Origin of the sequence: Pseudomonas sp. FW305-25 (assembly GCF_017351415.1) — a bacterium.
GTDB lineage: Bacteria > Pseudomonadota > Gammaproteobacteria > Pseudomonadales > Pseudomonadaceae > Aquipseudomonas > Aquipseudomonas chlororaphis.
This window is the reverse complement of record NZ_JACNDE010000046.1, coordinates 13,567-39,941: the sequence shown is the minus strand read 5'-3', so window position 1 is coordinate 39,941 and position 26,375 is coordinate 13,567. Positions and strand designations below refer to the sequence as shown.

The window sequence follows — 26,375 nt, the reverse complement described above, 5'->3', positions numbered from 1 at the left end:
ATCAAACCCTTGCCCGATGGCTTTCGGGCTTTCTTTTCACGTTTCTATCCAAGGGACTCCGGATGCTTGAACTCGTTGCCGCCTTCATCTGCCTGACCACCCTGCTCACCTACGTCAACTTCCGCTTCATCGGCCTGCCGCCGACCATCGGGGTAATGGTCACCGCCCTGCTGTTTTCCCTGCTGCTGCAAGGCTTGAGCTTCCTCGGCTATCCCGGCCTGGAAGAGCATGTGCAACAGCTGATCGGCCAGATCGACTTCGGCGACCTGCTGATGAACTGGATGCTGTCGTTCCTGCTGTTCGCCGGCGCCTTGCACGTCAACCTCAACGACCTGCGCAGCTATCGCTGGCCCATCGGCCTGTTGGCCACGGTCGGCGTGCTGATCGCCACGTTCGTCATCGGCAGCCTGGCCTACTGGATCTTCGGCCTGTTCGGCTGGCACGTGAGCTTCCTCTATTGCCTGCTGTTCGGCGCCCTGATCTCGCCGACCGACCCGATCGCGGTGCTCGGCGTGCTGCGTACAGCCAATGCCTCCAAGCCGCTGAAAACCACCATCGTCGGCGAGTCGCTGTTCAACGACGGCACCGCGGTGGTGGTGTTCACCGTGCTGTTGGGAATCGCCCAGCTCGGCGAAACCCCGACCGTCGGCGCCACTGCCCTGCTGTTTGCCCATGAAGCCATCGGCGGCGTGGTGTTCGGCGGGCTGATCGGCTACCTGGTGTACCTGATGATCAAGAGCATCGAGCAACACCAGATCGAGGTGATGTTGACCCTGGCCCTGGTGATCGGCGGCTCGGCGATGGCCAGCGAACTGCACGTCTCGGCACCGATCGCGATGGTGGTGGCGGGCCTGATCATCGGCAACCTGGGGCGCAACCTGGCGATGAACGACATGACCCGGCGTTACCTGGACGGTTTCTGGGAACTGCTCGACGACATGCTCAACGCCCTGCTGTTCGCCCTGATCGGCATGGAGCTGTTGCTGCTGCCGTTCAACTGGCTGCACCTGCTGGCCGCGAGCCTGCTGGCGGTGGCGATCGTGTTGTCGCGCCTGCTCACCGTGGCCCCGGCCATCGTCCTCCTACGCCGCTGGCGCAGCGTGCCGCGCGGCACTATCCGGGTACTGACCTGGGGCGGCCTGCGCGGCGGGGTTTCGGTGGCGCTGGCCCTGGCCCTGCCATTGGGCCCGGAGCGCGACCTGGTGCTGAGCATCACCTACATCGTGGTGCTGTCGTCGATCCTCCTGCAGGGCCTGACCATCGGCAAACTGGTGCGCCATGTCACCCAAGATGCACCGGCGCTCACCCAGGACGCTCACTGATCGTTTTTTGATCGATCGCGGACCCGCCCAGGGTCCGCAGTCGTTTTTGGCAGGCCACTTTCACTGCGCACCTGGGCATGGCTGATCAGGGCGAAGATGAAGCTGCCGCCGATGATGTTCCCCGCCAGCGTCGGCCCGGCGAACACCCACCAGAAATCCCGCCACGGCAACTCACCGGCGAACACCAGGTACGAGACCTCCACCGAACCGACCACGATATGAGTGAAGTCCCCCAGGGCCATCAGGTAAGTGATCAGGATGATGATCCACATCTTGGCGCTCTCCATGGACGGGATCATCCAGACCATGGTGGCGATCATCCAGCCGGAGACGATGCCCTTGGCGAACATCTGTCCGGCATCGTTCTCCATGACCTTGCGCCCGATATCGAGGAAGGCCAGGTCGGTCCTGGCGTCGAAAATCGGCAGGTGCAGCATCACGTAGGCCACCAGCAGCGTGCCGCACAGGTTGCCCACCAGGACCACGCCCCACAAGCGGCACAGGCGCGCGAAATTGCCCAGGGTGGGTTTGCTCATGATCGGCAGCACGGCCGTCAGGGTGTTTTCGGTGAACAGTTGCTGGCGCGCCAGGATCACCGCCAGGAACCCCGCGCAGTAACCGAAACTGGCAATCACCTTGAACCCTTCGCCGTCGGGCAGGCGCGAGTCGAGCAGGCCCATGCCCATCAGCGACAGGCCCATGGTCAGGCCGGCGGCCAGGGCTGACCACCAGAGCGCCGCGACGCTACGCTCCAGCTCCTTGTCGCCCTGGGTGCGGATGATCTCGTGCAAGACCGCCGCGCGGGGCGGCTGGTTCTTGTCTACGTCGTGCTGCTCTTCGGGAGAAAGGCCCGGGGTCTTGCCGTCTGTCTGCACGTTAATGGCTCCTGAACCTGTGAGTACCTTGTCAGGTACGACATCCGGGGTTCAGGGCTCGTTCAGTGCCCTCATGCAGGAGCCGGCAGACTCACACCCACAGCAGTCAGGCGATGGGCTCGTCGTCCTTGAACTGGTCTTTCACGTACCGGATCTCGGTACGACCGTGAGGAGCCGGCAAGCCGTCCTCGCCCAGGTTGACGAAGACCATCTTCTCGACAGTGAGGATGCTCTTGCGGGTGATCTTGTTGCGCACTTCACAGGTCAGGGTGATCGAGGTCCGGCCGAATTCGGTGGCGGTGATACCCAGCTCGATGATGTCGCCCTGGCGCGAGGCGCTGACGAAGTTGATTTCGGAAATGTACTTGGTGACCACGCGCTGGTTGCCCAGCTGGACGATGGCGTAGATCGCCGCTTCTTCGTCGATCCAGCGCAACAGGCTGCCGCCGAACAGCGTGCCGTTGGGGTTGAGGTCTTCGGGTTTTACCCATTTGCGGGTGTGGAAATTCATACTCACTCCTGACCGTCTTGCCGATTGATGCCGGCATCATGGCAGACCCCGGCGCAGAGCTCTATTGAGCTTCTACTATGGTCGCGATAACCGTTCGATCATCGTCCGACAGAAATCCTTGGGAAGTCGCTGGCAGACGGCTATAATCGCCTCCGTTTCAAAACGGTAACGATCACCTGATACCGTTTTCCCGCCACCTGTCCGAGGGGCGCTGCAGCAGGTTCGACCTGTCAGGCTCGGATGGGGCGTTGTCTGGCCGTGATGGTTCGGTCAGTCACTAAACGCACAACGGCGCCCATTCGCATACTTACGAATGGAGGCTCTTCATGAGCGCTGTCATCACGCCTGCAGATTTTACCGACTACAAAGTCGCCGACATGTCCCTGGCCGCCTGGGGCCGTCGCGAAACCATCATCGCCGAATCGGAGATGCCGGCCCTGATGGGTCTGCGTCGCAAGTACGCCGCTGAACAACCGCTCAAGGGCGCGAAGATTCTCGGCTGCATCCACATGACCATCCAGACTGCCGTGCTGATCGAAACCCTGGTTGCCCTGGGTGCCGAAGTACGCTGGTCGTCCTGCAACATTTTCTCGACCCAGGACCAGGCCGCTGCCTCCATCGCCGCCGCCGGTATCCCGGTATTCGCCTGGAAAGGCGAGACCGAGCAAGAGTACGAGTGGTGCCTGGAGCAGACCATCCTCAAGGATGGCAAGCCTTGGGACGCCAACATGATCCTCGACGACGGCGGCGACCTGACCGAGCTGCTGCACAAAAAGTACCCGCAGGTGCTGGATCGCGTCCACGGCGTGACCGAAGAAACCACCACCGGCGTGCACCGCCTGCTGGACATGCTGGCCAAGGGCGAGCTGAAGATCCCGGCCATCAACGTCAACGACTCGGTGACCAAGAGCAAGAACGACAACAAGTACGGCTGCCGTCACAGCCTGAACGATGCGATCAAGCGCGGTACCGACCACCTGCTGTCCGGCAAGCAAGCGCTGGTCATCGGCTACGGTGACGTGGGCAAGGGCTCGGCCCAGTCCCTGCGCCAGGAAGGCATGATCGTCAAGGTTTCCGAAGTCGACCCGATCTGCGCCATGCAGGCCTGCATGGACGGTTTCGAACTGGTTTCGCCGTTCATCGACGGCATCAACACCGGCACCGAAGCGAGCATCGACAAGGCCCTGCTGGGCAAGATCGACCTGATCGTGACCACCACCGGTAACGTCAATGTTTGCGACGCAAACATGCTCAAGGCCCTGAAGAAGCGCGCCGTTGTCTGCAACATCGGTCACTTCGACAACGAAATCGACACCGCTTTCATGCGCAAGAACTGGGCATGGGAAGAAGTGAAGCCGCAGGTGCACAAGGTTCACCGCACCGGCCCAGGCGCTTTCGACGCCCAGAACGACGACTACCTGATCCTGCTGGCCGAAGGCCGCCTGGTGAACCTGGGCAACGCCACCGGTCACCCAAGTCGCATCATGGACGGTTCGTTCGCCAACCAGGTTCTGGCGCAGATCTTCCTGTTCGGCCAGAAGTACGCCGACCTGTCGCCAGCCCAGAAAGCCGAGCGCCTGACCGTTGAAGTACTGCCCAAGAAACTCGACGAAGAAGTGGCCCTGGAAATGGTCCGCGGCTTCGGTGGCGTGGTCACCCAACTGACCAAGCAGCAGGCTGACTACATCGGCGTCACCGTCGAAGGCCCGTTCAAGCCGCACGCTTATCGGTACTAAGAGCAGTTGCAAGCCTTGAGCTTCAAGCGGCAAGCAAAGGCCACAAGCCGTGCTTACCGCTCGAAGCTTTCGGCTTCGTCCCTATTTGCTTAAACAGTTTCAAGCAGCCCGTTCCAGGCACAAGAGCTGAGCGCACCTCCGCTACTCTTGCAGCTTGTGGCTTGCAGCTTGTAGCTGGAGGTTCCCTCCATGTCCCAAGACCGTCGCTACAGCTTCGAGTTCTTCCCGACCAAGACCGATGCTGGGCATGAAAAACTGCTCGCCACTGCCCGCCAGCTGGCCAGTTACAACCCCGACTTCTTCTCCTGCACCTACGGTGCCGGTGGCTCGACCCGCGACCGCACGATGAACACCGTGCTGCAGCTCGAAAGCGAAGTGAAGATCCCCGCCGCACCGCACCTGTCTTGCGTGGGTGACAGCAAGGCCGACCTGCGTGGCCTGTTGACCCAGTACAAGGCCGCCGGCATCAACCGTATCGTCGCCCTGCGCGGCGACCTGCCTTCGGGCATGGGCATGGCCAGCGGCGAGTTGCGTCACGCCAACGACCTGGTGAGCTTCATTCGTGAAGAGACTGGCGACCACTTCCACATCGAAGTGGCGGCGTACCCGGAAATGCACCCACAGGCGCGCAATTTCGAAGACGACCTCAACAACTTCGTGCGCAAGGCCAACGCCGGCGCCAACAGTGCGATCACCCAGTATTTCTTCAACGCCGACAGTTATTTCTACTTCGTCGAACGCGTGCAACAAATGGGTGTGAACATCCCGATCGTGCCCGGCATCATGCCGATCACCAACTACAGCAAGCTGGCGCGTTTCTCCGACGCCTGCGGCGCGGAAATCCCGCGCTGGATCCGCAAGCAACTGGAAGCCTACGGCGACGACAGCCAAAGCATTCAGGCGTTCGGCGAACAGGTCATCACCGAAATGTGTGAGCGTTTGTTGCAAGGCGGTGCGCCAGGATTGCACTTCTATACTCTGAACCAAGCCGAGCCAAGCCTGGCCGTCTGGAACAACCTGAAGCTGCCGCGTTAACCGCCCGACAGCATCGGAAAAAGGCCTTGGCGAAATCCAGGGCCTTTTTTTTAACCCCCATACATCCGAAGGATCGCCGTAGATGTCCACAGGCAGCACCGCAGCACGCCCACAATTGATCTATCTGGTTTACGGCGCCGCGACCTATCACCAGGAAGCCGCGTTCAGTATTGCCAGCGCCCTGGCCGGGCTGCGCGAAACACCGGGCGAAGCCCTCGATATCCAGGTCTTCACCGACAATCCCGCGCCTTACCGCGACCTGCCTGTGCGCGTGCGCCCCTTGGACGAAAACACCCGCCAGGCCTGGATCGCCCCACACGGCTACCACTTTCGCGCCAAGCACGTGGTGATGCAGCAGGTGCTGCAAGAGTCCGAACTGGCGCTGCTGATCGACACCGATACCTTTTTCCACTGCTCGCCGCTGGAGCTGTTTCGTCGCATCCAGCCCGGCACCCTGCTGTGTAACGCATTCGGCATGTGCTACGGCGCCAACAAGGAGTCCGGCCTCTACCAGTGCCTGGCCGGCTTGCTGCGGGAACGCAAACTCGCCGACGACCAGATGCCATTGCTGAACTCCGGCGTGATCGGCCTGCACCACGCGGACGCCGACGTACTGGACCGCTCCATCGCCCTGATGGACGAGCTGTACCCGCTGGCCAACGGCGCCTACACCCTCGAAGAGTTCTGCCTGTCGGTGGCGGCTTATCGCACCAAGAAGGTCCGCGAATGCCCCGACCTGATCCACCACTACTGGAGCCGCAAGCAGCTGTTTCGCGCCAAGATCAAGGCCTGGCTGGACAAGCACGGCGCAGCGCCCACCCACACCGTCGCCCTGGACGAAACCCGCCTGGTCACCGCGACCCTGCCACGCCCGCCAGCGTTGCAACGCCTGGCCTACAAGATCGTGACCCTGGCCCTGCCCGGGCACCAGCGGCAGTTCATGCGCGAAATCCTCTACGGCTGCTACCGCCACACCAACGAATTCGACCAGGCCTGCGCCCCGGTCTGGTGGGAGAAAGCCCGGGAAAACGCCGAAGGCCGCCTGAAAAAACCGCTCAATAGCCATCAGCTCGAGCGCTGGTTCAACCACCCGGTGATTCGCCTGGTACTGGGCCAGCGGCGCAAGGCCATCTACCTGCATCTGATCGAGACAAAGGCTGACTGAGGCTTGAGCTAGACGGCCTCTAGCATTGGACGACCTCCCGTCGTAATCTCCAGTGATGCCCGTCATTGCCCAGCTGCTGACAGCCTTTATCTGCGCTTGCCTGAGCCTCGCCGCCCATGGCGAGAAGCTGCGCATTGTCACCGAGCCCTGGGCCCCTTATGTCTATGAGGAACAGGGCAAGGCCCAGGGCCTGGATTACGAAACCACGGCGATCGTCTTCCAGCGCCTGGGGATCGAAGTCGAATGGCAGTTCCTGCCCTGGAAACGTTGCCTGGCCATGCTCGAACAAGGCCAGGCCGACGGTGCCCTGGACATCTTTCACAGCAACGAACGCGAAAGCAGCCTGCTCTACCCCAGCGAGCCGCTGTCGGACGTCGAGTTCGTGATGTTCTATGCCAACGCCCGGCCCTTTCCGTTCCGTACCCTGGAAGACTTGCGCGGGCTGACCGTGGGTACCTCCCCCGGCTACCTGTACAGCCAGGACTTCAGGGAATCCACCCTGTTCAAGCACGAACCGGCGCCGACCCACGAAGCCAACTTCGGCAAGCTGCTGCGCGGCCGTATCGACCTGCTGATCACCGATCGGCGGGTCGGCCAGCATCTGCTCGACCAACTGAACATTCGCCAGCAGATCACCGAGAATCCGGTGGTCATCAGCCGCCAGAGCCAGTTTCTCGCGGTGCGGCGCAATGCCGGCATGGACTTGCTGGTGCAGCGTTTCGGCGCCGAACTCAAGCGCTTCAAGCGCGAGCCGGCCTACGCCGAACTGAGCGCCCGCTATGGCGCGGCGCCGGCCATCGCCGACTCAAGCGCAATGCCGCCCGGCACACCGCGCAAAACCGTTGAGCAGCAGGAAAGCAGCGCACGCTGATTGCTCTGTTATACTCCGGCCTTCCCGCCAGGCTCACGCCCGGACGCTCGATCCTGTTCAAGGCATCTCGATACCGCTACAGCGCAGCCACAAGGCCCGCGCGAGCCCTCGCCGATGAGCCTTCAGGAGCCAGCAGGACCGGACGGGATTGCGTCCTCTTAAACGCCATTCGCGCCAGGCAAGACTATCCCTCTGGGCCAAGCCCTCACTAAAACAGGATTACTCATGTCCTTTGCTTCCCTCGGTCTCTCCGAGGCTTTAGTCGGCGCCATCGAAGCCGCCGGCTACACCCAGCCTACTCCGGTGCAACAGCGGGCCATTCCCGCCGTGTTGCAAGGTCGCGACCTGATGGTCGCGGCACAGACAGGTACTGGTAAAACCGGCGGTTTCGCCCTTCCGATCCTGGAACGGTTGTTTCCCAACGGTCACCCGGACAAATCCCAGCGTCACGGCCCGCGCCAACCGCGCGTACTGGTCCTGACCCCGACCCGCGAACTGGCCGCGCAAGTGCACGAGAGCTTCAAGGTCTATGCCCGCGACCTGAAGTTCGTCAGTGCCTGCATCTTCGGCGGCGTCGGCATGAACCCACAGGTTCAGGCCATGGCCCGTGGCGTCGATGTACTGGTGGCCTGCCCCGGCCGCCTGCTCGACCTGGCCGGCCAAGGCAGCGTCGACCTGTCCCACGTGGAAATCCTCGTGCTCGACGAAGCCGACCGCATGCTCGACATGGGCTTTGTCCATGACGTGAAGAAAGTCCTCGCGCGCCTGCCCGCCAAGCGCCAGAACCTGCTGTTTTCCGCGACCTTCTCCAAGGACATCACGGACCTGGCCGGCAAACTGCTGCACAACCCGGAGCGCATCGAAGTCACGCCGCCGAACACCACGGTCGAGCGTATCGAGCAACGGGTGTTCCGCCTGGCCGCCAGCCACAAGCGTGCCTTGCTGGCCCACCTGATCACCGCCGGCGCCTGGGAACAGGTGCTGGTCTTCACCCGCACCAAGCACGGCGCCAACCGCCTGGCCGAGTACCTGGACAAGCACGGCCTGACCGCCGTCGCCATCCACGGCAACAAGAGCCAGAACGCCCGCACCAAGGCCCTGGCCGACTTCAAGGCCGGTGAAGTGCGGATCCTGGTCGCCACCGATATCGCCGCCCGTGGCCTGGACATCGACCAGCTGCCACACGTGGTCAACTTCGAGCTGCCGAACGTCGACGAAGACTACGTGCACCGTATCGGCCGTACCGGCCGTGCCGGTCGTTCGGGCGAAGCGATCTCGCTGGTCGCGCCGGACGAAGAGAAGCTGCTCAAGAGCATCGAGCGCATGACCAAGCAGAAGATCCCCGACGGCGATCTGATGGGCTTCGATGCCAGCGCCGTGGAAGCCGAGAAACCGGAAGTGCGCGAGCGTCCGGACGTGCGTAACCCACGCAATTCCCGTGGCCCGCGTGGCGACGGTCCGAATGGCGGCGGTGGCGGCGGCGGCCGTAAAGACAAAGGCAAGGACAAGGGCAAGGACAAACCGGCCGCTCGCGGCGACCGCCCGGCCCGTGAGCAGAAGCCTCGCGAAGGCACCCCGGCCCGCGAACAGCGCCAGCCGACGCCACGCGCCGACCGCGCCCCGGATGAGTTCCTGGACGACGACGTGGACAACTTCGGCAATCGCGCCGACTACGTCAGCCCGTACCAGAACAAGAACAACCAGGGCCGCGGCCGTCGTCCGGGCGCGCCAGCCCAGGGTGCAACCAGCAGCAACGCGCCACGCAGTGGCGGCCAGGGTCGCTCCGGCGGTCCGCGCACCAGCAACGGTGCCAGCACCGGCACCCCGCCTGCCAAGCGCAACGGCCCACGCAGCGGCGCTCCACGTGACGGCCAGGCCCGTCGCGAAGAGTCGCGCAATCGTCGTCCGGCCCGTGACGACCAGGCGCGTCAGGAGCCGGCGGTGCAGAACCCGCGCGGCAACCAGCCGAAGATCATGCACAAGGAGTCGAAAGCCGACCGCTTCCCGACACCCGAGCAGCTCGATCAACTGCCAAGCCGTCCACGTGGCGAGAAACCAGCCTTGCTGACCCGCAATCGCTGAAGTTTTCGCGACAATAAAAAACGCCCCTGATCTCGCGATCAGGGGCGTTTTTTTATGATCTCTGTAGCCGCTGCCGAGCCTGCGAGGCTGCGGCTACAGGCGAAGCATTACTTCGCTTTCACACCTTCGAAGGTGATGTACAACTGAACGGTGTCGGACTGCGGGCCAACATCCATCCCGTCCTTGTTGAACTCTTTACGGCTGATGCTGGTGGTGCCTTCAAAACCGGCACGGTAGCCGCCCCATGGATCCTTGCCTTCACCCAGGAAGGTGGCCTTGACCACGATAGGCTTGGTCACACCGTGGAAAGTCAGGTCGCCAGCCACATCGGCGGTCTGCTTGCCATCAGCATTCTTGCCGGTTGGCTTGACGCTGGTGGAAACGAACTTCGCGTCAGGGAATTTGCCCGACTCCAGGAAGTCCTTGCTGTTGACGTGCTTGTCACGCTCGGCGTGGTTGGTGAACACGCTGGCGGTGCGCACGTTGACTTCGATCTTGGCGTCTTCAGGCTTGGCCGCGTCGAAGCTGAACTTGCCGTCCAGATCCTTGAAGGTACCGGTGATGAAGCTGTAGCCCAGGTGGCTGATCTTGAAGTCGACGAAGGCGTGCTGGCCTTCCTTGTCGATCACATAGTCCGCGGCCATCGCCTGACCGGCAGACAACAGAGCAGAACCGATTGCCAGAGCGGCGAGAGTCTTTTTCAACATGCTTTCTATTCCTTTTGAGTCGAGGTTGAGCATCAGGCTTTTTTGCGCCCCAGCATACGAGCCAGGGTCGCGTCACGATCGATAAAGTGGTGTTTCAAGGCAGCCAGAGCATGCACTCCGGCGAAGATCACCAGGGCCCAGGCCAGGTACAGATGCACCTCGCCGGCCACATCTGCCTGGTCCGGCAGTCCGGAAACCAGGGCAGGAATTTCAAACAGGCCAAACACCGGAATCCCGACACCGTCTGCGGTGGAAATCAGGTAACCGGCAATCATCACAGCGAACAGACTGAGATAAAGGAAGGCATGGCCGAAGGTGGCGCCCAGGCGCGTCAGGCGACCGTGGTTGGCCGGTGCCGGCGGCGGCGGGCTGACAAAGCGCCACAGCACCCGCAGCAACATGATCGCGAACAACGTCAAACCAATGCTCTTGTGCAGGTCCGGCGCATCTTTGCGCCAGGCACTGTAGTAATCCAGGCCGACCATCCACAGGCCCAGGGCGAACAATCCAAAGACTGCCAGCGCCACGCTCCAGTGCAGAAAAATGCTTACCCAGCCGTAGCGGGAAGAAGAGTTACCTAGCTGCATCACTTGAATCCTGTAAGAACTGCTGCCCAAGACTATCGATTTAACTATCGAATTAAAGCGGAAATTTTCGCTTTGAAATATCGAGAAATACGATGTTGATCCTACGAACACTAAATTAACCAGGCATTAAGGTCTACGGGGGAAAAACGTGACAGACCGTCCTGCGACCGCGACCAATTCGCTCTTCCGGGCATGCAATGGGTTGTGACACGGCCTGGCATTGCATAGGCTTGCGCGATTGTTTGCTCGCGTACTTCGAGCCGCCTCCAGGAGACTGAACATGGGCCTCAACAACCAGTGGATGCAACGCGATCTCGCGGTGTTATGGCATCCCTGCACCCAGATGAAAGACCACGAGCAGCTGCCGCTGATCCCGATCAAGCGCGGCGAAGGCGTGTGGCTGGAGGACTTCGAAGGCAAGCGCTACCTCGACGCGGTCAGTTCCTGGTGGGTCAACGTGTTCGGCCACGCCAACCCGCGCATCAACCAGCGCATCAAGGATCAGGTCGATCAACTGGAGCACGTGATTCTCGCCGGCTTCAGCCATCAGCCGGTGATCGAGCTGTCCGAGCGCCTGGTGCAGATCACCCCGGAAGGCCTGACCCGCTGCTTCTATGCCGACAACGGTTCGTCGTGCATCGAAGTGGCGATGAAGATGAGCTTCCACTACTGGTTCAACCGCGGCCAGAAAGACAAGAAGCGCTTCGTCACCCTGACCAACAGCTACCACGGCGAAACCATCGCCGCGATGTCGGTGGGCGACGTGCCGCTGTTCACCGAGACCTATAAGGCCCTGCTGCTGGACACCCTCAAGGTGCCGAGCCCGGACTGCTACCTGCGCCCCGAAGGCATGAGCTGGGAAGAACACTCGCGCAACATGTTCGCGGCCATGGAGCAGACCCTGGCGGAACACCACGACAGCGTTGCCGCGGTGATAGTCGAGCCGCTGATCCAGGGCGCCGGTGGCATGCGCATGTACCACCCGGTGTACCTCAAGCTGCTGCGCGAGGCCTGCGACCGCTACGGCGTGCACCTGATCCATGATGAGATCGCCGTCGGCTTCGGCCGCACCGGCACGATGTTCGCCTGCGAACAGGCCGGCATCCGCCCGGACTTCCTCTGCCTGTCCAAGGCCCTGACCGGCGGCTACCTGCCGCTGGCCGCGTGCCTGACCACCGACGAAGTCTACAGCGCCTTCTACGACGACTACCCGACCCTGCGCGCCTTCCTCCACTCCCACAGCTACACCGGCAACCCGCTGGCCTGTGCGGCGGCGCTGGCGACCCTGGATATCTTCGAGCAGGACAACGTCATCGAGAACAACCAGGCGCTGGCCCAGCGCATGGCCAGCTCGACCGCGCACCTGGCGGACCACCCGCACGTTGCCGAAGTACGCCAGACCGGCATGGTGCTGGCCATCGAGATGGTCCAGGACAAGGCCAGCAAGACCGCCTACCCGTGGCAGGAACGCCGTGGCCTGAAAGTCTTCCAGCACGCCCTGGAGCGTGGCGCCCTGCTGCGTCCGCTGGGCAGCGTGGTGTATTTCCTGCCGCCCTACGTGATCACCCCGGAGCAGATCGACTTCCTCGCCATCGTTGCCAGCGAAGGCATCGACATTGCTACCAACGACAAGGTCAGCGTGGCGGTACCCAAGGACTTCCACCCAGGCTTCCGCGATCCGGGTTGAGCCCCTCGCCGGCAAGCCCGCCGTTTTGCAGAGACGGGCTTGACGCAAAGATCCATTGACCCACCTCGAACCGAATTTTCCCCAGAGAACCACCATGAGACTGTCCCGCTTCTTTATCGACGCCCCCCTGAGCCTCGGCGAGCACGAGCTGCCGGAAGCCCAGGCCCACTACATCGGGCGCGTACTGCGCATGGCCGAGGGCGACGCGCTGCAGCTGTTCGACGGTTCGGGCAACGAATTTCGCGGCACGCTGCTGGAAGTCGGCAAGAAACGCGTGGTGGTCCGGCTCGATGAAAGCTTCGCCGGGCAGGTCGAGTCGCCGCTGCAGATCCACCTCGGCCAGGGCCTGTCCCGGGGCGAGCGCATGGACTGGGCGATTCAGAAGGCCACCGAGCTGGGGGTGAATGAAATCACCCCGATCTTCAGCGAGCGCTGCGAGGTGCGGCTCAAGGACGAGCGCGCCGACAAGCGCCTGGCCCACTGGCGCCAGGTGGCCGTCAGCGCCTGCGAACAATGCGGGCGCTCGCGGGTGCCGGTGATTCATCCGCCGGTGCTGCTGGCCGACTGGATCAAGCAGACCCAGGCCGACCTCAAGCTGGTGCTGCACCCGGTGGCCGAGCCGCTGGTGAGCCACGCCAAGCCTGCGACCCTGGCGTTCCTGATCGGCCCGGAAGGCGGTTTGTCCGATGCCGAAGTGGACCAGGCCCAGGGGGCGGGCTTCCTGCCGGCGCGCCTCGGGCCGCGGGTGCTGCGCACCGAAACCGCGCCAGTAGTGGCGCTGGCCGTGGCGCAGCAACTGTGGGGTGACTTCTAACCCGCCCCCGCCTCTGGCCTCGGCCTCTGTAGGAGCGGCCGGTCGACGCTCGATTGCCCGCGAAGCGTTTCACCTGACACACCCTTCGCCGGCAAGCCTGGCTCCTACAGAAGCAAAAGCGGACCGGTGTTTACTCCACCGGATCGCTTACCGGTTTGGCGATGATCGCCTTCAGCTCGCTGGTCATCGGGAACTCCAGGTTCAGGCCCTTGGGCGGAATCGGCTGTTCGAACCAGCGCTGGTAGATGCCGTTGATTTCCCCTGAGCGGTACAGGTCCGCCAGGGTGGCGTTCACCAGTTCCAGGAACTGCGGGTCGTCCTTGCGCACCATGCAGCTGTAGATTTCCCGCGACTGCTCCTCGCCGACCACCACCCAGTTGTGTGGATCGCGGGCCTTGGCCCGTTCGCCGTAGAGCAGCGCGTCATCCATGTAGAACGCCGCGGCGCGACCCGATTGCAGCATCTGGAAGGCTTCGCCGTGGTCCTTGGCGCTGATCACGAACATGTCGATCTTGTGCTCGACGTTGTAGCTCTTGAGGAAGCGCTCGTTGGTGGTGCCGGCGGTGGTCACCACGTTCTTGCCGCGCAGGTCGGCAAAACTCTTGATCCCACTGTCCCTGGCCGTCAGCAACTGGCCTTTGACGTAGATGAAGCCGTAGGAAAACGCCACCTGCTTCTGCCGTTCGGCGGTCACCCCGGTGGAACCGCATTCCAGGTCCACGGTGCCGTTCTGCACCAGCGGAATGCGCGTCTGCGACGTCACCAGGTTGTACTTCACCGCCAGTTGCGGCAGCGCCAGCTTGTCGCGGATGCGTTCGACGACCTTGCTCGCCAGGTCCACCGAATAGCCCATGGGTTTGCCACTGTTGTCACCCACGTAGGAAAACGGCACCGAGGCATCGCGATAACCCAGGGTAATACTGCCGGCAGTGGCGATCTTGCCCAGGGTGCCGGTCAGCGGCGCCTCGCTGGCGTGCAGCGGGGAGCCGAGCAACAGGCCCAGGGTGCAGCCGAGCAACGTGATTTTTTGCATTGTTATTCTCCGTTGTGGGTGAAGGCGTTAGCGGCGAACCGCGATGACAGTGATTTCCACCAGGATGTCCGGGCGCGCCAGGGCGGCCTGCACGGTGGTGCGGCTTGGCGCCTGGCCCGGGGACAGCCAGGCCGACCAGACCTCGTTCATCGCGGCAAAGTCCTGCTGGATGTTTTTCAGGTAGAGGGTCGCACTGAGCAGATGATCCTTGTCGCTGCCGGCCTCGGCCAGCAAGGCGTCGATCTTTGCCAGCACTTCGCGGGTCTGGCCGGCGGCATCGGTGGCCTGGCCCGGCACCTGGCCGGACAGGAACAGCAGATCGGCAAAACCCACGACAGCGCTAAGGCGGTCATTGCTGTGGAGACGCTGGATGGTCATGGGACAGCTCCTTGTACGCGAAAGAAATCAGGCGGCATGGGGCGCGAGCCCCTGCATGTCGATGGAAGTGCGGCGCTGGCCGATCAGCTCGGCCAGCAGGCGCCCGCTGCCACAGGCCAGGGTGAAACCCAGGGCGCCGTGGCCGAGGTTGAGCCACAGGTTGCGGTAGCCGGTGGCGCCGATCAGCGGTACGCCGCTGGGGGTCGCCGGGCGCATGCCGGCCCACTCGATGGCGGCATCGTAGTCACCGGCATTGGCGAAGGTTTCCCGGGCCTGGCGCTGTATCAGGGCCAGGCGCTTGGGGTCCAGGGCCGGGTCGAAACCGACGATATCGACCATGGCCGCTACCCGCAGCTGCTGGCCGATCCGCGCGTAGACGATCTTGCGGTTGTAGTCGGTGATACTGATTTCCGGCGCCCGGTGCCCCGCGCCGATCGGCACGCTGAGGCTATAGCCCTTGAGCGGGTACAGCGGCAGCTTCAGCCCGGGCAACGCCAGTTCGCCACTGCGATGCCCGGCGGCGAGTATCAGTTGGTCCACCGCCAGCACCTCGTCGCCCAACTCGATGGCCTGCACCTGGCCGCCCGCCTGACGAATGCCGGTGACCGGGCGCCCGGTCAGCAGCTGGCAGCGGCCGGAAGCCTGTAGCCGCACCACCAGTTGCTGGCAGAAGGCGTGGCAGTCGGCCACTTCTTCGTCCGGGGTGAAGATGCCGCCGACAAAGGGTGCGCCACCAAGGGTCGGCTCCAGTTGCGTGCATTCACCAGCGGACAGCACCTGCTGCTGGCGCGGATCGGCCAGGCCGTGGCGGGCGTGCTCGAAGCTCGTGGTTTCACGAAAGGTCACCAGCTTGCCGTTGCGCCGCCAGTGAAAACCGTCGAGCCGGTCCTCCTCGCGCCAGCTCTGCAAGGTGGCCTGGCTCAGCAGCGCCAGGCGCAGCAGATGGGCACCGTTACGGCGGTTGACCGAGCCACGGCAGGCCGCCAGGAACCCGGCCATCCAGCGCCACTGCGCCGGGTCCAGGCGCAGGCGCAGCTTCAGCGGCGAGTCGCCACGCAGCATCCAGCCCAGGGCCTGCCAGGGCACGCCGGCATCGGCCAGCGGCGCCACGTAGCGGTACGACAGCTGGCCGCCGTTGGCGAAGCTGGTCTGGCTGGCGAAGGCGTCGCGCGCCTCCACCAGGCTGACGTCGAACCCCTCGCGAACCAGGGCGTAGGCGCTGGCCAGGCCAATGACCCCGCCGCCGATGATGCAAACCCGCTGTGCCATGTCAGTCCTTAAAGCCTTGTTGAGCGGGCTTCAGGTTAGGACCAGGTGACAGGCCCTGGACAATGAATAAAGATGGACCACCCATAAACAAAGGTTATGGACTCATCATGCGACTGCGCCATATCGAGATTTTCCAGGCCATCCGCCAGACCGGCTCGATCAGCGGCGCGGCGCAACTGCTGCACGTCTCCCAGCCGGCGGTGACCAAGGTCTTGCAGCACGCCGAGCAGCAGCTGGGCTTCCCGCTGTTCCTGCGGGTCAAGGGCAAGTTGCAGGCCACCCCGGAAGCCCTGGAACTGGAGCGCGAGGTCGACAAGGTCAGCGAAAGCCTGCAAGGGGTGCGGCGCCTGGCCCAGAGCCTGCGTCGCGAGCCGGGCCACAGCCTGCGGATCGGCGCCACGCCGGCGCTGGCCTTGTCCTTGCTGCCGCCGGCCATCAACCAGTGGACCCGGCGCTACCCGGACATCGTCTGCGAGCTGTCCAGCGCCCACAGCCGCGAGCTGGTGCAGAACCTGCTGATGCGCGAGATCGATGTGGCCCTGACCCTGCAACGCCCGGATCATCCGGGGCTGACCGCCCAGGCCCTGGCCAGCGGGGTGCTGGTGGCGCTGGCGCCGCTGGATTACTGGCCCCAGGCGGCCAGGGGCACGCCACTGCCGTTGATGGAGCTGGCGGGGGCACCCTTGATCGGCCTGTCCAGCGCCGACCCGCTGGCGGCGAAACTCGACGGTTACCTGAAAGCCGTGGAACCGGCGCCACGGGTCAGCATCGCTGTGCAGACCTACTCCCTGGCCCGGGCCATGGTCGAATCCGGGGCCGGGCTGGCAGTGATCGACCCCTTCACCGCCCTCGGCGCCTCGCCCGCCAGCACCGCGATTCGCCCGCTGACCCCGGCGCTGCCGATCACCCTGTATGCCGTGACCCGCGCGGCGGAGGCCCTGCCGCACACCTTGAGCAGCCTGCTGGAGATCTTCGGCGGCCGGGCGCAGGAGCAGTTGGATCGGTTGATGACCGGGGATTGAAGCGGCCCTGCCGGGCCTTAATCGCGAGCAAGCTTCGCTCCTACAGATACGGCGCAGATCCTGAAACTTCGCGTTCTTCTGTAGGAGCGAAGCTTGCTCGCGATGAACGATAACGCGCTCGCCGATCAGAGCACGTAGAACAAGATCGCCACGAAGTGCAGCAGGCTGCCGGCGATCACGAACAGGTGCCAGATCCCGTGGGCATGGCGCAAACGGCTGTCGAGGGCGAAGAAGATGATGCCCACGGTGTAGAGCACCCCGCCCGAGGCCAGCCAGGCGAAGCCGGCGGGGCCCAGGGCCGCCAGCAGCGGCTTGACCGCCACCAGCACGATCCAGCCCATCACCGCGTAGATCACAATGGACAGGATGCGCGCCTCGGAGCGCGGCTTGATCTCCTGCAGGATGCCGATCAGCGCCAGCCCCCAGACGATCCCGAACAGCGTCCAGCCCCAGGGCCCGCGCAGGGTCACCAGGCAGAACGGCGTATAGCTGCCGGCGATCAGCAGGTAGATGGAGAAGTGATCGACCTTCTGCATGATGCTTTTCGCCCGCCCGCGCACGCTGTGGTACAGGGTCGAGGCGCTGTACAGCACCAGCAAGGTGAAGCCGTAGATCGCCACGCTGACGATTTTCCAAGGGCTGCCGTCGAGGCTGGCCAACACCAGCAGCCAGATCCCCCCGACCAGTGCCGCAATCGCGCCCACCAGATGCGTCCAGGCGTTGAGTCTTTCCCCGTGATACATGTGCCACTCACCTCCCAAGGCGAAAATCTGCGCAAGGCTCAGGCCTGTAGCCTGAAAGCGCAATGTTTCCAAATAAAGCCATGGACGAAAAAACCTCCAGCCAAGTCATGACCCGGCAGGCACAATCGAAGCATTCGAATAAGAGCGCCCATCATGCTGATCGATGAAGAGTTGACCCTGAAAAAGCTCGAAGTGTTTCTGGCGTTCATGCGCACCGGCAATCTGGCACGCGCCGCCGCCGAGTTGCAGACCAGCAATGTCAGCGTGCACCGGGCCATTCACTCCCTGGAAAGCGCCCTGCGCTGCCCGCTGTTCAAGCATGAAGGACGTAACCTGACACCGCTGGAAAGCGCCTTCGTCCTCGAAGAACGGGCGCAGAAGCTGATCCAGGACGTGGTCGAAAGCGTGCGCCTGACCCGCGAAGCCGCCGGGTTCTCGGCGGAGCGCTTCAAGCTCGGCTCGTTGTATTCATTGACGGTGAAAACCGTGCCGCAGCTGATCATGGGCCTGAAGCTGCGCCGTAGCGAGCTGAATATCGACCTGATCCTGGGCTCCAACATCGACCTGTTGTACAAGCTGAAGAACATGGAGGTCGACGCGATCCTGGTGTCCCTGGACGACAGCGTCAGCGACCCGGACTGCGAGCAGATCCCGCTGTTTTCCGACGATATCTTCCTCGCCACGCCGGCCGACTCGCCGTTCGCCCGTCAGGCGGAAGTCGACCTCAGCGACGTGCGCGACGCGACCTTCATCACCCTGACCCAGGGCTTCGCCACCCATCAGGACGGGGTGCGGGTGTTCAAGCAGGCGGGGTTCGAGCCGAAGGTGGCGATGCAGGTCAACGACATCTTCACCCTGCTGAGCATGGTCAGTTCGGGGGTGGGCTATGCCCTGCTGCCGGGAAGGATTGCCGCGGTGTACGAAAACCGCGTGAAGTTGATTCCGCTGCAGGCGCGCTACCGGCTGCAACAGCATATCGGCGTGGTGTTCCTCAAGGCCAAGGAGCGCGACCCGAACCTGCTGGCGCTCTTGGCGGAGTGCCGGATGTATTCGCGGGGGTCATAAAGACGCTATCGCGGGCAAGCCTCGCTCCTACAGAGGTATGCAATCACCTGTAGGAGCGAGGCTTGCCCGCGATGAGGCCAGGAGGCCCTACCCCACCAACCCGCGCACGATGAAATACAGCAACGAAGGCCCGAGCAGGCAACCCAGCCCGGTATGGAAGGTCGCGGTCAGCGCACCGTAGGGCACCAGGCGCCGATCGGTCGCCGCCAGGCCCGCGGTCACCCCGCTGACGGTGCCGGCCAGGCCACCGAAGACCATCGCCGAACGCGGGTTGTCCAGGCCCATCCAGCGCGCCGCCATGGGCGTGCCGACCATCACCAGGATCGCCTTGATCAACCCCGTGGCGATGGACAGCGCCACCACATCGGAGCTGGCGCCGATCGCCGCCCCGGTCACCGGGCCGACAATGTAGGTCACCGCGCCGGCGCCGATGGTGGTCATGCTCACCGCATCGCGATAGCCGAAGGCCCAGGCAATGCTCGCCCCGACAATGAACGGCAGCACCGTGCCGAGAAACAGCGCGATGGCGCCGATCATCCCGGCCTTGCGCGCCTCGGTGGCCTGGACCTCGAAGGCCGTGGCGACAATCGCGAAGTCGCGCAGCATGGCGCCGCCCATCAGGCCGATGCCGGAGAACAGCGCCAGGTCCGCCAGGCCCTTTTGCCCACCGGTGACAGTGCCACCAACCCAGGCCAGTACCAGGCCGATGACGATGGCGATGGCCGAGCCGTGCACCCGGCCGAACGTCAGGCGCTTGGACAGCAGCACCGAGACCCACATGATCACGCCGACAAAGGCGAAGGCGGTGACCAGGCCGTTGTGTTCCAGGCCTTTCTCGATCAGATCCCACATATCAGCGTCCCCCTGCCGGAGCGGCACCAGGGGCGACAGCGTCCGGTTCGTCCGGCAACGGTTCGCCTTTGTTGGTGCGGCTGATCAAGGCAATGGTGCAACCACAGAGCAGCACCGAGCCGATGGCCGCCAGCACCGCCACCGGGCCGCCGTGCAGGGCGGTGACCACGTTCTGTTGCGCGGCCATGGCCACCACCACCGGGATGTACATGGCGCCCCAGAAGCCGACGCCCATCTCGCAGTCCTTGGTCATGCCGCCGTGCCTGTGCATCCACAGCCGCGCGCAAATCAGCAGGATCATGGCGATGCCCACCCCGCCGACGTTGGATTTCACTCCCAGCAGGACGCCGAGCATGTCACCGATAATCACCCCTGCCAGCGTACAGATCGCCAGCAGCGCCACACCGTAAATAATCATTGTTGTAGTCCTCAAAGTGCATCGTCGAAGTTGTTGTTCTTGTGCTTCGCCAGCTTGAGTCGGTGTCTAGGGTTGGCGGTTTCCCTCCTCACGCAACAGCGCTTGCAGGGTGTCGAGCCGGGCCCCGTCGCAGGCCATCACGGTGCCCTGCTCGAACACCCGGCGCGCCAGAGCGGTCAACACCGCGCCGGGCGGCAGTTCGATCTGCAGCCGCACGCCGCGCTCATAGGCGCTTTGCACGGTGCCGCGCCAATCCACCACCCGGCACATGTTGAACGCCAGGTCGTCGCGCAACTGCTCTGGCGTGCGCAGCGGCCGCGCGCGGCTGCCGCTCAGGTAACCCAGGCGCGGCGGTTGCAACGCCACCCTGGCGAACGCCTCGGCCAGGGCCTGGGCCGGCTGCTCCAGCAGCGGGCAATGGGACGGCACGCTGACCGCCAGACGCTTGGCCACGCCGACCCCACAGCCGCGGGCCAGCTCGGCGACCTGGGCCATGGCGGCATCGCTGCCGGCGATCACCACCTGGCTATCGGCATTGATATTGGCCAGGTACACCGGGTTGTCCGGGCTGTGCACCCGGACCAGCAAAGCCTCCACCGTCGCCAGTTGCAGGCCGACGATCGCGGTCATGCCATAACCCTGCGGATAGGCCTGCTGCATCAGCTCGCCGCGCAGGCTGACCAGGCGCAGCGCATCGCCGAAATCCAGGGCTCCGGCGACCACCGCGGCGGGGTAGGCGCCAATCGACAGGCCCGCCACGTAATCCGCGCCCGGCCCGTTTTCCAGCAACACCCGGGCATGGGCCACGCCGGCGATCAACAGGCACAGTTGTACCGCCCGGGTGCTCGCCAGGGCCTGGGGCGAATCCAGGGCCAGGGCATCCTCGCCCAGGACCTCGCTCGCCTGTTGCAGGCAGGCCTCGGCCAGGGCGCTGGGCGGCAGCCGATGCAACATCCCCGGCTGCTGCGCGCCCTGGCCCGGAAACACCAGCAGGCTGCTCACGCCACCTGCTCCAGGGCCTGCCACGGATCGCCGACCAACCGCGCGCCGCTGGCGCTTTTCAGCAGCACCCGCGCCGAAGTCCCGGCCCACTCGCGCAGGGCCACGGCGCCGTTGGGCGTCTGCAATTGCAGGTCCACCGGGCAGACGGCGGCGTCGAGCAGCGCCAGCAACGCCCGGGCTTCGGCCCGGTCCATGGGCTGCGCAGTGCGCAGGATCAGGTCCAGGTCGCTGTGTCGATGCAGTGCCGGCACACCACTGGCCAGTTCAAAACCGGCGCTGCCGCTGACACCCCAGGCCAGGCCGCGGGCATCCAAAGGTTCACGCAACCGAGCCAGTGCCTGGAGCGCTGGCCAGGCCCGATCCGACTCGACATGGCACAGCGCTTCCGGGCGCACCCGACGTTCGATGGCCGCCACCGCCATCAGCGTCCCGTAGCGCTGTTCCCGCAGCCGCCCACGCACGCCCACCGCCACCTGCCCGGGCGCGGTCAATGCACGGCGCACCACCACCGGTTGCCCGGCAGCCATGGCCGCCACCGCCCAGGCCGGGGCATCGGCGGGCAGTTGTTGCGGGGGCAGGCCCCACAGCAGGTCATGGGGCAGCAAGGCGCTGGTCATGGCGCTCACCATTGCTCGCGCAACAGCTGGCGGACCCGGCTGGAAGCGCCACGGTTGCTGGCCCCCAGGCGCCCCGACAGATCGCGGCCGTGGGTGCGCACATCGGTAATCGCCTGGCCCAGGCATTGCCGCACCAGGGTCAGGTCATCGGCGCTCGGCTGTTCGATCTGGCTGACCGACAAGGTCTCCCAGAGCAGGCCGAGGCTGGCATAGCTGTCGATGTCATAGGCCATGGGCGGCACGCTGGCGGCCAGGGCCTCCAGTTCCTCGACGCTGCGCAGGGTGACCCGCGCCGCCGAGACCTTGCCCATGGCGTGCACCATCACCCCCGGATCGCGCAGGGCGATCAGGCGGTTGGCCTGGTAACCGTGGGCCAGGAAGGCCCCGGACATGGCCTTGCCCACCAGCAGGCCGATCACCGGATGCCCGGCCAGCCGGGCCCAGGCATAGCTGTCGGCGGCCGCGGCCAGGGCCTGATGGATGCCCAGGGCCTCTTCGCGACGCCCATAGGCCTGGCTGGGCACGTCGACGATGGCGATCAGCGCGCGCTTGACGCTCTGCTCACGGTCGGCCTCGATCGCGTCGTCCACCGCCTTGGCCAGGCCCCAGCCTTCCAGCAGGCCGACCTCACCATTGCGCGCCCGCACAAAAGGGTTGGCCGGGTCGGCGACCACGGCGATAAACCGCACCGGTTGCTGCTCCAGCGTGGCGTCCGCCACCTTCAACGAGGCCGGCAAACCCGCTACCGGGGCGGCGCCCGCGCTCAGGGCCGTGAACCAATGCAGGCCCCGCAGGGAATAAGCACTCATGAGCGGTCTCCTCGATACAGCTGGCGAACCGTCGCCGGGTCGATCTGTGGATGGCTGTCCAGCCGGGCCAGGCGTTGCAGGTACAGCTCGGCCTGCCGGCTGCGTTGCGCGCTGGGCAGGCCCTGGGCCAACAGTTCGCCGACCTGTTGGCGGATCTGCGCCACATCGTCGGCCACATAGCGGTCCGCCAGGCCACTGGCGAAACGCTGCTCGCCGCCGGTCAGGCTCCAGATAAAGGGTCGGTCGCGGGAGTCGTATTCCTCGAGGCCGGCTTCCTGCTCGATCACCTGCGGACCGTTGAGGCCCAGGCGCGCCTCCTGGGTCACCAGCAGGTAGCTGCACAACCCGGCGGCAATCGACATGCCGCCAAAACAGCCGACGCTGCCGGCCACCACACCGATCACCGGCTGGTACTGGCGCAAGTCGACGATGGCTGCGTGAATGTCGGCAATCGCCGCCAGCCCGAGGTTGGCTTCCTGCAGGCGCACGCCGCCGGTTTCCAGCAGCAGTACGGCACGGGTAGCAATGCCCTTGCGGTTGTCTTCGGCCGCCAGCTCCAGGGCGCCGGCGATCTTCGCCCCACCGACCTCGCCGAGGCTGCCGCCCTGGAACGCGCCTTCGATGGCGGCGATCACCACCGGCAGGCCGTCGATGCGGCCCTTGGCGATCACTACCCCGTCATCGGCCTGGGGCACCACGCCCTGGCGCGCCAGCCACGGCGACATGACGCGCTGGAACGGGTCGAGCAACTCGCGAAAGCTGCCGGCGTCGAGCAGGGCCTTGGCCCGCTGCCGGGCACCGAGTTCGACGAAGCTGTGCTTATTGAGCAAACGGGCGCTGTCAGTCATGGCCGATCTCCTCGAAGCCCTGCTCCAGGCGCAGGCGCACCACGCCCGGGGTGGCGCCAAAATCATGGATATCGATGCTCAGGGCCGGCGGCGTCTGGCCGTCGAACATGCGCTCGAACAGATGCTGCCAGCGCGACGCGCTGCCGTTGACCGAGGTCTGCACCTGAATGCTCAGCTTGCCGGGCTGCCCGGGTTCAAGCAGCACCTCCAGGTCGCCCGAGCCGACACAGCCCACCAGCGCCCGGCCCCGGGCGGGTTGCCCGGCGGGAAATTCAAAAGACAAGGTTTCCATCACACAGCTCCCTGGATAAAGGCGGCGCCGGAGGCGATCCGGTCGATCAGCAGGCAGGCCGCGAGCAAGTCCGCGGCGCCACCGGGCGAGGCGTTCAAGGCCACCAGGCACTGGTCCAGCTCATGCAGGCGGCGACGCCCGGCCAGGCTGGCGCTGCCGCCGGCGTCGAGCACCGCCTGGGCGCCCTGTTGCATGGCCCGCAGGCCCGCCTCGCCGGCGCGATAGAGCACGCAGGTATCGGCCAGGCCGGTCATGATCGCCAACAGCGCATCGAGCCGGGCGTTCTGTTCGCCATGCCCCTGGGCACGGCTGCGCTCGAGTTGCGGCAGGCCCCGTTGCAGCACCGCCGGAAAGCCCAGCTGGGCTTCTTCGCGGGCACCGCGCACGCCATAGCGCAGCGCCACTTGCGCGCCGTGGCTGAGGGGTCGCGGCGCGTAACGGTCGTCCAGCAGCGCCAGGCGCGCGGCCCGCAGGCACAGGGCGTCTGCCGTATTGGCCTGAGGTTCCAGCGCGGCGGCGGCCACCAACAGGCCCAGGGCCCAGATCGCGCCACGATGAGTGTTCACCCCGTGAGTCGTAGCGAGCATCGCCGCCTCGCCTTCACGGCCGATGCGGCCCAGGGCTTCGCGCAGGGGCAGGCCAACCGCGCCGAACACGCTGGCGGCGTCGGCCATTTCCTTGAAGGCCGGCCACAGCGACAGCGCCGAGGCGTGCATCAGCCCCAGGTGCAGATCGCTATGGGCGCCGTTGCCGCGACGGTCGACCAGGGCCGGTTTCGGCGACAGGTCGGCTTCGTCGATCAGCGCGTCCACCGCCAGGTCCGCCAGGCGCTCGGCCAGGCTCAGGGGTTTGCTTTGCAGGTTGAAGGCGTGCATTTACCAGCTCCTGAACTTGGCGGGCGGGTTGTACAGGCCACCCGACCACTCCACCAGATCGGCGACGCTTTTCGCCGCCAGCAGCTCGCGGCTGGCGTCGGTGCGGCGGATACCGAGGTCTTCGGGCAAGGCGATCAGGCCTTCGCGGCGCATGCGCGCGGTGTCTTTCGGGTTGTGGCGCAGGCCGATGGCAGTCACCCCGGCCACCGCCGCGATCATCGCCTGGCGCTCTTCCAGGGAACGCGCCTTGTACAGGTAGGCGATGCCCTCCTCGGTCAGCAGGTGGGTGACGTCGTCGCCATAGATCATGATCGGCGCCAGGGGCATGCCGCTTTTCTTCGCTACTTCCACGGCGTCGAGGGTTTCGACGAAGGTGGGTTTGCCGCCTTCCTGGAAAGTCTCGACCATCTGCACCACCAGCTTCTTGCCTCGCTCCAGCATCGGTTGTTGCGCGTCGTCGTGGCGCATATCCAGCCAGGCCGGGGTGCCGTGGCGCCGGCCACGGGGGTCGTGGCCCATGTTCGGCGCACCGCCGAAGCCGGCCAGGCGGCCGCGGGTCACGGTGGAGGAATGGCCGTCGCCATCGACCTGCAGGGTCGCGCCGATAAACAGGTCCACCGCGTACTGCCCGGCCAGCTGGCAGAACATCCGGTTGGAACGCAACGAACCGTCGCGCCCGGTGAAGAACACATCCGGCCGCGCGGCGATGTAGTTTTCCATGCCCAGTTCGGTGCCGAAGCAATGCACGCTTTCCACCCAGCCACTTTCGATGGCCGGGATCAGGGTCGGGTGGGGGTTGAGGGTCCAGTTGCGGCAGATCTTGCCTTTCAGGCCCAGGGATTCGCCGTAGGTCGGCAGGATCAGCTCGATGGCCGCGGTGTTGAAGCCGATGCCGTGGTTGAGCGACTGGACCTTGTGTTTTTCATAGATGCCGCGGATCGCCATCATCGCCATCAGCACATGCACCGGCTTGATGTGGCGCGGGTCGCGGGTGAACAGCGGCTCGATATAGAACGGCTTGTCGGCCACCACCACGAAATCGACCCAGGACGCCGGGATATCCACCCGCGGCAACTCGCTGACGTCGTCCACCAGCTGGTTGACCTGGACGATGACGATGCCATCGCTGAACGCCGCCGGCTCGATCAGCGCCGGGGTGTCCTCGGTGCTCGGCCCGGTATAGATATTGCCCGCGCGGTCGGCCATGAACCCGGCCGAGAGCACCACGTTGGGGATCAGGTCCACCACCAGCCGCGCATAGAGCTCGATGTAGGTGTGGATGGCGCCGATTTCCAGCAGGCCGTCTTCCAGCAACTGGCTGATGCGCAGGCTCTGGGTGCCGGCGAAGGAGAAGTCGAGCTTGCGGGCGATGCCGCGTTCGAACAGGTCCAGGTGCTCCGAGCGGCCGACGCTGGGCATGATCATGTGCAGGTCGTGCAGGCGGCCCGGGTCGGCCTTGGCCAGGGAGCGCGACAGGAAGTCCGCCTGCTTCTGGTTGTTGCCCTCCAGCACCACGCGGTCGCCGGGCAGAATCAACGCCTCCAGCGCCGCGACTATCTTGTCGGTGGGCAACACCGCACCATCGGTGAGACCCCGCACCTGCTCGAGACGCCGCTGCTTTTCAGCGCGCCGCCGCGTCCAGCGCGAGTCGGGGGATATTGTTGTTGTCATGCTCACTCCACGGGTTCGCTGTCGTGGCCGCTACCTTAGGAGCGCAGGAGGCATGGCATCAATCAAGCAGAGTGATGGATCGTTACGGT

At 64.8% G+C, this 26,375-nt stretch carries 27 protein-coding genes and 1 riboswitch; of the genes, 10 read left to right on the top strand and 17 right to left on the bottom strand.

The genetic code is table 11. From position 1 onward, the window contains the following. Nucleotides 1-62: 62 nt before the first annotated feature. Nucleotides 63-1,322 carry a sodium:proton antiporter gene (locus tag J4E58_RS28535; protein ID WP_087089525.1) on the top strand — a complete coding sequence of 420 codons (1,260 nt, stop codon included), beginning with the start codon at nt 63-65 and terminating at the stop codon, nt 1,320-1,322. On the opposite strand, the gene J4E58_RS28530 is transcribed toward J4E58_RS28535, so the two are convergent. Together J4E58_RS28530 and J4E58_RS28525 are read right to left on the bottom strand one after the other, a co-directional pair. After that, the gene (locus tag J4E58_RS28530) at nt 1,316-2,203 is read right to left on the bottom strand and encodes a formate/nitrite transporter family protein (protein ID WP_037036221.1); all 888 of its coding nucleotides are present in this window, start codon (nt 2,201-2,203) and stop codon (nt 1,316-1,318) included. The genes J4E58_RS28535 and J4E58_RS28530 overlap by 7 nt on opposite strands. A gap of 100 nt (nt 2,204-2,303) precedes the next feature. After that, entirely contained in the window at nt 2,304-2,708 is a 405-nt protein-coding gene (locus J4E58_RS28525) for an acyl-CoA thioesterase (protein ID WP_007932525.1), read from the bottom strand. Nucleotides 2,709-2,905: 197 nt separating this feature from the next. Then, nucleotides 2,906-3,012: riboswitch (S-adenosyl-L-homocysteine riboswitch) on the top strand. 22 nt (nt 3,013-3,034) lie between these two features. On the opposite strand from J4E58_RS28525, the gene ahcY reads away from it, so the two are divergent. The 5 genes from ahcY to J4E58_RS28500 all read left to right on the top strand — a co-directional run bounded on the left by ahcY (nt 3,035) and on the right by J4E58_RS28500 (nt 9,597). After that, complete coding sequence (ahcY, locus tag J4E58_RS28520) at nt 3,035-4,444, top strand: adenosylhomocysteinase (RefSeq protein ID WP_009045993.1); 1,410 nt, start codon at nt 3,035-3,037, stop codon at nt 4,442-4,444. A gap of 189 nt (nt 4,445-4,633) precedes the next feature. Next, nucleotides 4,634-5,479, top strand: coding sequence for a methylenetetrahydrofolate reductase [NAD(P)H] (gene metF / locus J4E58_RS28515; protein ID WP_007932530.1), 846 nt, complete (start codon nt 4,634-4,636; stop codon nt 5,477-5,479). Between the two features lie 82 nt (nt 5,480-5,561). Then, nucleotides 5,562-6,644, top strand: coding sequence for a hypothetical protein (locus J4E58_RS28510; RefSeq protein ID WP_087089527.1), 1,083 nt, complete (start codon nt 5,562-5,564; stop codon nt 6,642-6,644). Between the two features lie 55 nt (nt 6,645-6,699). After that, complete coding sequence (locus tag J4E58_RS28505; RefSeq protein ID WP_087089529.1) at nt 6,700-7,515, top strand: ABC transporter substrate-binding protein; 816 nt, start codon at nt 6,700-6,702, stop codon at nt 7,513-7,515. Between the two features lie 225 nt (nt 7,516-7,740). Beyond that, complete coding sequence (locus J4E58_RS28500; protein ID WP_007932533.1) at nt 7,741-9,597, top strand: DEAD/DEAH box helicase; 1,857 nt, start codon at nt 7,741-7,743, stop codon at nt 9,595-9,597. Nucleotides 9,598-9,704: 107 nt separating this feature from the next. On the opposite strand, the gene J4E58_RS28495 is transcribed toward J4E58_RS28500, so the two are convergent. Together J4E58_RS28495 and J4E58_RS28490 are read right to left on the bottom strand one after the other, a co-directional pair. Next, nucleotides 9,705-10,304: a YceI family protein gene (locus J4E58_RS28495; RefSeq protein WP_007932534.1), complete on the bottom strand. Its 600-nt coding sequence runs from the start codon at nt 10,302-10,304 to the stop codon at nt 9,705-9,707. 32 nt (nt 10,305-10,336) lie between these two features. Beyond that, a complete protein-coding gene (locus tag J4E58_RS28490) occupies nt 10,337-10,891 on the bottom strand; it encodes a cytochrome b (protein ID WP_053262962.1) in 555 nt (184 codons plus the stop codon). Between the two features lie 280 nt (nt 10,892-11,171). Between J4E58_RS28490 and J4E58_RS28485 the strand changes: the two genes are divergently transcribed. Beyond that, on the top strand, nt 11,172-12,578 hold the full coding sequence (locus tag J4E58_RS28485; RefSeq protein ID WP_087089531.1) for an adenosylmethionine--8-amino-7-oxononanoate transaminase: 1,407 nt from the start codon (nt 11,172-11,174) through the stop codon (nt 12,576-12,578). Between the two features lie 94 nt (nt 12,579-12,672). Further along, nucleotides 12,673-13,392, top strand: coding sequence for a 16S rRNA (uracil(1498)-N(3))-methyltransferase (locus J4E58_RS28480; RefSeq protein WP_007932537.1), 720 nt, complete (start codon nt 12,673-12,675; stop codon nt 13,390-13,392). Between the two features lie 130 nt (nt 13,393-13,522). Here J4E58_RS28480 and J4E58_RS28475 read toward each other — a convergent pair whose 3' ends face one another. From J4E58_RS28475 to J4E58_RS28465, 3 genes are read right to left on the bottom strand one after another with little or no spacing between them, the layout of a single operon-like run. Then, nucleotides 13,523-14,425: a transporter substrate-binding domain-containing protein gene (locus J4E58_RS28475; protein ID WP_087089533.1), complete on the bottom strand. Its 903-nt coding sequence runs from the start codon at nt 14,423-14,425 to the stop codon at nt 13,523-13,525. 27 nt (nt 14,426-14,452) lie between these two features. Then, nucleotides 14,453-14,803 carry a RidA family protein gene (locus J4E58_RS28470; protein WP_007932539.1) on the bottom strand — a complete coding sequence of 117 codons (351 nt, stop codon included), beginning with the start codon at nt 14,801-14,803 and terminating at the stop codon, nt 14,453-14,455. A gap of 27 nt (nt 14,804-14,830) precedes the next feature. Next, a complete protein-coding gene (locus J4E58_RS28465) occupies nt 14,831-16,072 on the bottom strand; it encodes a D-amino acid dehydrogenase (RefSeq protein ID WP_087089535.1) in 1,242 nt (413 codons plus the stop codon). Between the two features lie 107 nt (nt 16,073-16,179). Here J4E58_RS28465 and J4E58_RS28460 point away from each other — a divergent pair, with 107 nt between their 5' ends. Then, on the top strand, nt 16,180-17,094 hold the full coding sequence (locus J4E58_RS28460; RefSeq protein WP_009051293.1) for a LysR family transcriptional regulator: 915 nt from the start codon (nt 16,180-16,182) through the stop codon (nt 17,092-17,094). 125 nt (nt 17,095-17,219) lie between these two features. On the opposite strand, the gene J4E58_RS28455 is transcribed toward J4E58_RS28460, so the two are convergent. After that, a complete protein-coding gene (locus tag J4E58_RS28455) occupies nt 17,220-17,837 on the bottom strand; it encodes a hemolysin III family protein (protein WP_007932543.1) in 618 nt (205 codons plus the stop codon). Nucleotides 17,838-17,990: 153 nt separating this feature from the next. Here J4E58_RS28455 and J4E58_RS28450 point away from each other — a divergent pair, with 153 nt between their 5' ends. After that, nucleotides 17,991-18,902, top strand: coding sequence for a LysR substrate-binding domain-containing protein (locus J4E58_RS28450; RefSeq protein ID WP_087089537.1), 912 nt, complete (start codon nt 17,991-17,993; stop codon nt 18,900-18,902). Nucleotides 18,903-18,989: 87 nt separating this feature from the next. Here the strand turns inward: J4E58_RS28450 and madM are convergent, their stop codons facing one another. The 9 genes from madM to mdcA all read right to left on the bottom strand — a co-directional run bounded on the left by madM (nt 18,990) and on the right by mdcA (nt 26,286). Beyond that, a complete protein-coding gene (gene madM, locus J4E58_RS28445) occupies nt 18,990-19,754 on the bottom strand; it encodes a malonate transporter subunit MadM (protein ID WP_007932567.1) in 765 nt (254 codons plus the stop codon). A 1-nt stretch (nt 19,755) separates the two neighbouring features. Next, nucleotides 19,756-20,172: a malonate transporter subunit MadL gene (gene madL, locus J4E58_RS28440; protein ID WP_037005044.1), complete on the bottom strand. Its 417-nt coding sequence runs from the start codon at nt 20,170-20,172 to the stop codon at nt 19,756-19,758. Between the two features lie 66 nt (nt 20,173-20,238). Next, complete coding sequence (gene mdcH, locus J4E58_RS28435) at nt 20,239-21,174, bottom strand: malonate decarboxylase subunit epsilon (protein ID WP_087089539.1); 936 nt, start codon at nt 21,172-21,174, stop codon at nt 20,239-20,241. Beyond that, nucleotides 21,171-21,791, bottom strand: coding sequence for a malonate decarboxylase holo-ACP synthase (locus J4E58_RS28430; protein ID WP_087090442.1), 621 nt, complete (start codon nt 21,789-21,791; stop codon nt 21,171-21,173). Before J4E58_RS28430 ends, mdcH begins: the two co-directional genes overlap by 4 nt. Before the next feature lie 5 nt (nt 21,792-21,796). Then, nucleotides 21,797-22,600: a biotin-independent malonate decarboxylase subunit gamma gene (gene mdcE / locus J4E58_RS28425; RefSeq protein WP_087089541.1), complete on the bottom strand. Its 804-nt coding sequence runs from the start codon at nt 22,598-22,600 to the stop codon at nt 21,797-21,799. Further along, the gene (locus tag J4E58_RS28420; protein ID WP_007932572.1) at nt 22,597-23,448 is read right to left on the bottom strand and encodes a biotin-independent malonate decarboxylase subunit beta; all 852 of its coding nucleotides are present in this window, start codon (nt 23,446-23,448) and stop codon (nt 22,597-22,599) included. The genes mdcE and J4E58_RS28420 overlap by 4 nt, the downstream gene beginning before the upstream one ends. Continuing rightward, the gene (locus tag J4E58_RS28415; protein ID WP_007932573.1) at nt 23,441-23,740 is read right to left on the bottom strand and encodes a malonate decarboxylase subunit delta; all 300 of its coding nucleotides are present in this window, start codon (nt 23,738-23,740) and stop codon (nt 23,441-23,443) included. The genes J4E58_RS28420 and J4E58_RS28415 overlap by 8 nt, the downstream gene beginning before the upstream one ends. Further along, the gene (locus tag J4E58_RS28410) at nt 23,740-24,615 is read right to left on the bottom strand and encodes a triphosphoribosyl-dephospho-CoA synthase (protein ID WP_087089543.1); all 876 of its coding nucleotides are present in this window, start codon (nt 24,613-24,615) and stop codon (nt 23,740-23,742) included. The genes J4E58_RS28415 and J4E58_RS28410 overlap by 1 nt, the downstream gene beginning before the upstream one ends. Then, nucleotides 24,616-26,286 carry a malonate decarboxylase subunit alpha gene (gene mdcA / locus J4E58_RS28405; RefSeq protein ID WP_087089545.1) on the bottom strand — a complete coding sequence of 557 codons (1,671 nt, stop codon included), beginning with the start codon at nt 26,284-26,286 and terminating at the stop codon, nt 24,616-24,618. Nucleotides 26,287-26,375 lie beyond the last annotated feature (89 nt).

Coding starts and splice junctions, on each gene's coding strand:
- J4E58_RS28535 (WP_087089525.1), top strand. CDS start 63: ATGCTTGAACTCGTTGCCGCCTTCATCTGCCTGACCACCCTGCTCACC.
- J4E58_RS28525 (WP_007932525.1), bottom strand. CDS start 2,708: ATGAATTTCCACACCCGCAAATGGGTAAAACCCGAAGACCTCAACCCC.
- ahcY (WP_009045993.1), top strand. CDS start 3,035: ATGAGCGCTGTCATCACGCCTGCAGATTTTACCGACTACAAAGTCGCC.
- metF (WP_007932530.1), top strand. CDS start 4,634: ATGTCCCAAGACCGTCGCTACAGCTTCGAGTTCTTCCCGACCAAGACC.
- J4E58_RS28510 (WP_087089527.1), top strand. CDS start 5,562: ATGTCCACAGGCAGCACCGCAGCACGCCCACAATTGATCTATCTGGTT.
- J4E58_RS28505 (WP_087089529.1), top strand. CDS start 6,700: ATGCCCGTCATTGCCCAGCTGCTGACAGCCTTTATCTGCGCTTGCCTG.
- J4E58_RS28500 (WP_007932533.1), top strand. CDS start 7,741: ATGTCCTTTGCTTCCCTCGGTCTCTCCGAGGCTTTAGTCGGCGCCATC.
- J4E58_RS28495 (WP_007932534.1), bottom strand. CDS start 10,304: ATGTTGAAAAAGACTCTCGCCGCTCTGGCAATCGGTTCTGCTCTGTTG.
- J4E58_RS28490 (WP_053262962.1), bottom strand. CDS start 10,891: ATGCAGCTAGGTAACTCTTCTTCCCGCTACGGCTGGGTAAGCATTTTT.
- J4E58_RS28485 (WP_087089531.1), top strand. CDS start 11,172: ATGGGCCTCAACAACCAGTGGATGCAACGCGATCTCGCGGTGTTATGG.
- J4E58_RS28480 (WP_007932537.1), top strand. CDS start 12,673: ATGAGACTGTCCCGCTTCTTTATCGACGCCCCCCTGAGCCTCGGCGAG.
- J4E58_RS28475 (WP_087089533.1), bottom strand. CDS start 14,425: ATGCAAAAAATCACGTTGCTCGGCTGCACCCTGGGCCTGTTGCTCGGC.
- J4E58_RS28470 (WP_007932539.1), bottom strand. CDS start 14,803: ATGACCATCCAGCGTCTCCACAGCAATGACCGCCTTAGCGCTGTCGTG.
- J4E58_RS28465 (WP_087089535.1), bottom strand. CDS start 16,072: ATGGCACAGCGGGTTTGCATCATCGGCGGCGGGGTCATTGGCCTGGCC.
- J4E58_RS28460 (WP_009051293.1), top strand. CDS start 16,180: ATGCGACTGCGCCATATCGAGATTTTCCAGGCCATCCGCCAGACCGGC.
- J4E58_RS28455 (WP_007932543.1), bottom strand. CDS start 17,837: ATGTATCACGGGGAAAGACTCAACGCCTGGACGCATCTGGTGGGCGCG.
- J4E58_RS28450 (WP_087089537.1), top strand. CDS start 17,991: ATGCTGATCGATGAAGAGTTGACCCTGAAAAAGCTCGAAGTGTTTCTG.
- madM (WP_007932567.1), bottom strand. CDS start 19,754: ATGTGGGATCTGATCGAGAAAGGCCTGGAACACAACGGCCTGGTCACC.
- madL (WP_037005044.1), bottom strand. CDS start 20,172: ATGATTATTTACGGTGTGGCGCTGCTGGCGATCTGTACGCTGGCAGGG.
- J4E58_RS28430 (WP_087090442.1), bottom strand. CDS start 21,791: ATGACCAGCGCCTTGCTGCCCCATGACCTGCTGTGGGGCCTGCCCCCG.
- mdcE (WP_087089541.1), bottom strand. CDS start 22,600: ATGAGTGCTTATTCCCTGCGGGGCCTGCATTGGTTCACGGCCCTGAGC.
- J4E58_RS28420 (WP_007932572.1), bottom strand. CDS start 23,448: ATGACTGACAGCGCCCGTTTGCTCAATAAGCACAGCTTCGTCGAACTC.
- J4E58_RS28415 (WP_007932573.1), bottom strand. CDS start 23,740: ATGGAAACCTTGTCTTTTGAATTTCCCGCCGGGCAACCCGCCCGGGGC.
- J4E58_RS28410 (WP_087089543.1), bottom strand. CDS start 24,615: ATGCACGCCTTCAACCTGCAAAGCAAACCCCTGAGCCTGGCCGAGCGC.
- mdcA (WP_087089545.1), bottom strand. CDS start 26,286: ATGACAACAACAATATCCCCCGACTCGCGCTGGACGCGGCGGCGCGCT.